Below are 6,244 nucleotides of genomic sequence, written 5' to 3' on the forward strand. Positions count from 1 at the left end.
TACTTTGCATTTTGGCTTAAAGTCGTGCCCACAGCGTTCCAGCCCCCAATCCGCGGAGCCCGTAGTCACCCGGGCCAGCGCCAGACACTATTCTGCCTGTCAATCCGCAGATCCCGTAGCCACTCGCGCCAGCGACCAGACGTTATTCCGCCTCCCCAAACGGGCTCCGCCGAGCAGGCCGCCACAGTCTAAGGACCCTAACACCAAAAGCCCGAGTGCAGGGCTTTCGGTGTTAGGCCCACTTAGCCTGGGTGGCCCAACCGCTCGGCTGCGCCCTCTTAACATTGACGCCGCCCCCAACCGCGTGGTACCATACACTATTGTGTAATGAGCAAAGTAATCTCTATTTCAGCAAATGATTTAGGGCAAAGGAGTGTAACACTAATGAAGCAAGGAATTCATCCTGATTACCACGAAGTTGTGTTCATGGACTCTTCCACGGGCTACAAGTTCGTTTCTGGTTCGACGGCCACTTCCAAGGAAACGATCGACTATGAAGGCAAGACTTATCCCCTGATCCGGGTCGAAGTCACTTCTGATTCCCACCCGTTCTATACTGGGAAGCAAAAGTTCACCCAAGCCGATGGCCAAATCGACCGGTTCAACAAGAAGTACGGTTTTACCGACAAGAACAAGAAGCCGGAAGAAGAAACCGAAGACGCCAAGTAATGTTGACGCCCAGGGGGACTCTCTATTTGTTGGAGGGTCTTTTTTTCTTGCGCAACGTTTGCTGACAACGGGGCATGATTTTGGTGCGAATGAAGGATACTGGCAGCTGCGCGCGCCGGATAATGGTGCCCGGAGACACCCGGGTGCCCGGCGACGCTTTCTCTTGCGTTCCCCGCGCCACTAAAGTACAGTAAATTCCAGGCCAAGACAGACCCGCTCCACATTTCAGGTAAAGGAGTTTTAACGTTCCATGGCGAATACAGTGCTGTACGTCCACTTAGAGACCGTGTCCAATTTGACAGTGTCCTATGGTATGAACGCGGACGATTTTCTCGCCGGCATTCCTGATATTCCCCACCACCTCCTATTGCTCACACCGGTCAATAATGACGAGATGGTCGACCCCCACACTGGGTTCAACGTGGTCTCCGGCGAAGAAGACGTTGCCGCCTACATGAAGGACCCGAAGATTTTTCCGAAGAAATGGATCGATTATCAGCACACCCTTTACCTTGATCAGATTACCCCCCAAGAGGTCGCCGAGATGCTTTATCTGGGCCACGCCTACAATCACATCACGCCGCCTTTCTACTACAAGCTGGGGAATCAGTACGTCTATCTGGACCGGCCGGACCGGACACAGAAGATCTATTACCGTAATCTGGACCAGTTCTTCGTCAGTCTGGATCACGCCATTGCCCGGCACGTCCGGGAGCGGGAAGTGGAGCTGCAGTTCTGGCGCAAGCTGCGCAACGAGACGATTGCGCCGCTGCCGGACCATCTCTGGGTGACACTGCGGCCGCTGCTTATCGACGGGGTGCTCTTCAGCTTCGACGACATTCGGGTGCATCAGCGGGATTACGAGGTGCCCCTCTATCAGCTGCGCCGGAAGCTGCTCTTAACGGATCAGACGTGGCTGCGCGGGGAGGACGACCTGGTCGGGTTGCTCAAGTACTCCCGCAAGCAGCAGAAGTGGCGCTTCGAGGCGCCGAAGACAGAAAGGAACGGGGAAGATGTCAATGCATAACACAGTCTACTTGCTTTATGGCGGCGTCAGTTCGGAACACGATATTTCGGTACTCAGCGCCCGCTCAGTCGTGGAGAATATTTATTATGAGTACCACGACTTAGTTCCGGTCTACATCACGAAGAAAGGCCAATTTCTCAGTGGCGCATCACTCACAGCCCCGCTGCCGGACAGCACGTCGCTTTACTTAGAAGAGGGCAGTGCGCCCCAGTGGCGGCAAGCCAAGACGTCCGTGGGTGTCCCTTTGGATTGGCGCCGGCTGCAAGAAGACAATGTGATCGTCTTTCCCATGCTGCACGGCACGAACGGCGAGGACGGCACGATTCAGGGCTGGCTGGAGACGATTGGTGTGCCCTACGTCGGTAACGGCGTCCGGGCCAGCGCCAGCGCCATGGACAAGATCATTTCTAAGCAGATCTTCGCCGACGCCGGCCTGCCCCAGGTCCCGTATGAATGGATCGACGATACGGCGTGGGGCATGACCGCGGCCCGCACCGATTTTCTGAACCGGGTTCAAGGCGGCTTGCTGTATCCCTTGTACGTGAAGCCGGCCAACGCCGGGTCCAGTATCGGTATCACCCGGGTGACGGAGGCAGAAAAGCTTGCCGACGCCATCGAGTTCGCCTTCCATTATGATGATCGGGTCCTGGTGGAACAGGGCGTGCCCAATGCTCGAGAAATCGAAATGGCCTTGCTGGGCAACCGGGACGACTTGAATATCTCGGTGCCTGGGGAAATCGGCAAGACCCGGTCGTTCTACGACTTCAACGCGAAGTTCGTGGAAGGCCAGACCAAGCTGATTATTCCCGCCAAGCTGCCGGAAGAAACCACATCCCAGTTGGAGAAGATCGCCCAGACGGCCTTCATGGAACTGTCCGCAGCCGGTCTGTGCCGCATCGACTTCCTGCTCAGTGACGGCGGCGACGTCTATATCAACGAGGTCCAGACGATGCCCGGGTTCACCCAGTACTCCATGTATCCCTACCTGTGGCAGCACACCGGGATTAATTATGGGGACTTGCTGGAAGAATTGATGACCCTGGGGCAGAAGCAGTTTGCCCACCGCCGGAAGATCGAAAACAACTATTAATAGAGAGCAGAAGACACGTTATGCATTTTAAAGTATCCGAGATCGTCAACGCATTGCACGCCCCCGCCGTCGACGAAAAATTTGCCGACCGGGAAGTGACCGGGGTCACCTTTGATTCCCGTCAGATCAAGCCGGGGATGCTGTTCGTTCCCTTGGCGGGGGAGCGGGACGGCCACGAGTTTGTCCCCGCGGCCATTGCCGGCGGGGCCGCGGCGACATTTTGGGCGGCGGACCACACCGAGAATATCCCCCAAGATTTTCCGGTGATTCAGGTGCCGGATCCGCTCACGGCGATGTGGGACCTTTCTGCCCACTATCTGCACAAGATCAACCCCAAGGTCGTGGCGGTGACCGGCTCGAACGGGAAGACCACGACCAAGGACATGGTGGCCACCATCCTGGCCACCCAGTACAATGTCGCCAAGACCTATGCCAACTACAATAATGAGATTGGCCTGCCCTACACCATTCTCAACGCCCCGACGAATACCGAGGTGCTGGTGTTAGAAATGGGCATGGACCGGCCGGGCCAAATCGCTCACATGACAAAACTCGCCCAGCCGGACGTGGCGGTGATCACGATGATCGGCGAGGCGCACATCGAGTTCTTCGGGACGCGGGCCAAGATTGCGGACGCCAAGATGGAGATCGTCCAGGGCTTGTCGGCGGATGGCACCTTCATCTATAACGGGGATGAACCATTGCTGCGGGAACGGGCAGAAAAGGTGCCGCAGAAGAAACGCACCTTCGGCGATGGGCCAAGCAATGACCTGTATCCCATCAGTGTCCAGCCTGCCCCGCAACAGACGCAGTTTGTCACCAACAAGTGGAGCGACGTGACCTTCACCATCCCGATGATGGGGGAATATAACATCTTCAACGCGTTGGCGGCGATTCAAGTCGCCCGCCAGTTCCACGTGCTGCCGGAGAAGATCGCCCAGGCACTGCGCAAGTTCGTTCCCACGGCGAACCGGGCCCAGTGGCTTAAGGGTGACGACGGGGAACAGATCTTGTCCGACGTGTACAACTCGAATCCCACGGCGGTCAAAGATGTACTGCACGACTTCGTCCAAGTACCGACAACGGGTCAGCGAATCATCGTGCTGGGCGATATGCTGGAGTTGGGCGACCACGCGGCCGCCCTGCACGCCGGCTTAGCCCAGAGCATTGATCCCCGCCAGATTCAACAGGTGTTTTTATACGGCAACGAAATGCAGGCCTTGGCGGCAGCCTTGGCAGACAAGTACGGCGCCGCGGGCTTGCATTATTACCCCACCGGCGATCAGTCTCAGCTCATCAAGGATCTTCAGGCGACGATTCATAATCCGGACTTGGTGCTGCTTAAGGGCAGTCACGGCATGCATTTGGAAAATGTGCTCGCCAAACTTTAGGCCGGCGGCACAAGCAAACGGGCTCAGCCGAGCAGGCCGCCACAGTCTAAGGACCGTCACACCAAAAGCCCCAGCCCAGGGCTTTCGGTGTTACGGCCACTTAGCCTAGGTGGCCTAACCGCTCGGCTGCGCCCTCTGCACTTTGCATTTACATCGCACTCGTGCTAGTATATTAAGAATGCAATTTCGTTGATGTCTCGGTTCGTCCGAGACTTTTCTTGGGGAACCAGTTCCGCGCACGCCGACAGCGTGCGGCCCATTTACGGAACAGGGTCCCTGTTTTATACACAAGGAGGAACTATTTTTTGAATTTTAATGAACTTGGCTTAGATCCCCAACTGTTACAGGCTGTCTCGCGCGCCGGCTTTGAAGAAGCCACCCCCATCCAGGCGGGGACCATCCCCCTGGTTTTGGCCGGTAAGGACGTCATTGGACAAGCCCAAACAGGGACTGGGAAGACGGCCGCTTTTGGCTTGCCTTTGTTACAGAAGATCGATCTGAACAACCATAATGTTCAGGCCATCGTCATTTCTCCCACTCGGGAATTGGCCATTCAGACTCAGGAGGAACTCTACCGCCTGGGCAAGGATAAGCACGCGAAGGTCACCGTTGTTTATGGCGGGGCAGACATTCGCCGTCAGATCCGCAACCTGAAGGATGGTGCCCAGATCGTGGTCGGCACCCCCGGCCGGCTTCTGGACCACTTGAACCGGCGGACGCTGAAGCTGGAAGGCGTGCACACCGTGGTCCTCGATGAAGCCGACGAGATGCTGGATATGGGCTTCGTCGAAGACATCGAGAAGATCCTGACGTATGTCCCGAATGCTCACCAGACGCTGCTTTTCTCCGCGACAATGCCCGGCCCCATCATGCGTATTGCCGATAAGTTCATGACTGATCCAGAAGTCGTGAAGATCAAGTCCCAAGAGCTGACCGCCGATCTTATTGATCAGTATTATGTACGGGCGCGGGAATATGAGAAGTTCGACGTCATGACCAGCCTGATCGACGTCCAAGATCCGGAACTGGCCCTGATCTTCGGCCGCACCAAGCGCCGGGTCGACGAATTGACCCGCGGCTTGCAGGCCCGGGGCTATAATGCTGAGGGGATCCACGGCGACCTTTCTCAACAAAAACGGATGGACGTTCTGAAACGCTTCAAGCACGGTGAATTGGACATTCTGGTCGCGACCGACGTCGCCGCCCGGGGCTTGGACATCTCCGGTGTCTCCCACGTGTTCAACTACGACATTCCCCAGGATCCGGACAGTTACGTGCACCGGATCGGCCGGACTGGCCGGGCAGGCAAGCACGGGATCTCCATTACCTTCGTCACCCCCAACGAGATGGGTTACCTGCGGACCATCGAGGAGCTGACCAAGAAGCGGATGGAACCCCTCAAGCCGCCGACGGAAGCCGAAGCCCTGGCTGGCCAGCTGGCCAGCGCCAAGGAGAGCATCGTCCAGACCATTGCGGACGACGACTTGGAGAAATACGACGACGTAGCCGAGGAGCTGCTGGAGCAGTACACACCGCTGCAGCTGGTATCGGCTTACCTGAAGAGTATCAGTAAGGATACGTCGGACGTGAAGGTGACGATCACCCCGGAGCGGCCGCTGCCGTTCCGTAAGGCGTCGCACCACCGCTCCGACCGCCAGGGCAGTCACCGTTCTTATGGCAAGAACCGCAACAGTTCCTACCGCGGCAAGCGGGATGACAAGCACGGTCATTCCTATAGCGGCCGAGGGAAGGATAGCAGCAAGCACAACTATAAGGCCCGATCGAAGACCAACGCCTAATTTCATTGCAGAAAGCCAGCCGATGGGTTGGCTTTTTTCTGTGCGGGGGAAATATCACTCGGTCGGCCCTGCGATTTGGGCTGATGCGGCGTTGTGCTTCGCCCAGCCGCCTCATGGAGCGGAGAGGCAGATTCGCGAGACCCGGCGATTTGGACCCTCCGGCTGGCTGGGGCTGGAACGTAGCGGGCACGGCTGACGCCCGCCAGCCTCTGGGCCCAAATCGCCTACATCCTATCCGTTCGTAAGGTCTTCGGTGCCAGAACACATT

The 6,244-nt window shown here is 57.3% G+C and carries 5 protein-coding genes; all 5 read left to right on the top strand.

The window, feature by feature from the left end; all coding sequences use genetic code 11:
• The first annotated feature begins 384 nt into the window (after positions 1-384).
• The 5 genes from L248_RS13360 to cshA all read left to right on the top strand — a co-directional run bounded on the left by L248_RS13360 (position 385) and on the right by cshA (position 5,976).
• Positions 385-669: a type B 50S ribosomal protein L31 gene (locus tag L248_RS13360; protein ID WP_022530793.1), complete on the top strand. Its 285-nt coding sequence runs from the start codon at positions 385-387 to the stop codon at positions 667-669.
• A gap of 250 nt (positions 670-919) precedes the next feature.
• Positions 920-1,696 (top strand): hypothetical protein, encoded by a 777-nt coding sequence (locus tag L248_RS13365; protein ID WP_022530794.1) that lies wholly within the window; start codon positions 920-922, stop codon positions 1,694-1,696.
• On the top strand, positions 1,689-2,786 hold the full coding sequence (locus tag L248_RS13370; protein WP_022530795.1) for a D-alanine--D-alanine ligase family protein: 1,098 nt from the start codon (positions 1,689-1,691) through the stop codon (positions 2,784-2,786). Before L248_RS13365 ends, L248_RS13370 begins: the two co-directional genes overlap by 8 nt.
• A gap of 20 nt (positions 2,787-2,806) precedes the next feature.
• Positions 2,807-4,177, top strand: a complete 1,371-nt coding sequence (locus L248_RS13375; protein WP_022530796.1) for a UDP-N-acetylmuramoyl-tripeptide--D-alanyl-D-alanine ligase — start codon at positions 2,807-2,809, stop codon at positions 4,175-4,177.
• A 305-nt stretch (positions 4,178-4,482) separates the two neighbouring features.
• Positions 4,483-5,976: a degradosome RNA helicase CshA gene (cshA, locus tag L248_RS13380; protein WP_022530797.1), complete on the top strand. Its 1,494-nt coding sequence runs from the start codon at positions 4,483-4,485 to the stop codon at positions 5,974-5,976.
• Positions 5,977-6,244 lie beyond the last annotated feature (268 nt).

It is taken from the genome of Schleiferilactobacillus shenzhenensis LY-73 (assembly GCF_000469325.1).
Taxonomy (GTDB): domain Bacteria; phylum Bacillota; class Bacilli; order Lactobacillales; family Lactobacillaceae; genus Schleiferilactobacillus; species Schleiferilactobacillus shenzhenensis.